The sequence below is a fragment of the Corallococcus sp. CA041A genome, assembly GCF_003612075.1.
In the GTDB taxonomy this organism is placed as follows: Bacteria; Myxococcota; Myxococcia; order Myxococcales; family Myxococcaceae; genus Corallococcus; species Corallococcus exiguus.
Window position 1 is genome coordinate 1 of record NZ_RAWF01000735.1, and the last position, 402, is coordinate 402.

Annotated in this window: 1 protein-coding gene; it reads right to left on the reverse strand. The window is 66.2% G+C overall.

Annotated elements, in window-relative coordinates; genetic code table 11:
* Window positions 1-402, reverse strand: a 402-nt coding sequence (locus tag D7V77_RS42865) for a response regulator (protein ID WP_120581791.1), incomplete at both ends; no start/stop codon positions are given.

The window sequence follows — 402 nt, forward strand, 5'->3', positions numbered from 1 at the left end:
TCGCGGCCCTGCGTGAGGCTGAGCAGCTGGTCGCGGCTGAGCACCCGATTGGCGTGATCGAGGAATACGCGCAACAGGCGGAATTCGGCGCCACTGAGTGGATACGCGGTGTCGTGTGCATCCAGCAGATGGCGTGCGGTGGTGTCCAGGCGCCACTCGCCGAAGGCCAGCTGGCGACCGGCTTCGCTCACCTGCAGATTCGGCGGCAACATCCGGGTACGGCGGATCACCGCATTGATGCGTGCCAGCAGTTCGCGCGAAGAGAAGGGCTTGGTCACGTAGTCATCAGCGCCCATTTCCAGGCCGATGATGCGGTCGGTTTCGTCGTCGCGGGCGGTCAGCAGCACCACCGGCACCGCACGATGCTTGCCGGCGCGCAGGTTGCGGCACAGGCTCAGTCCG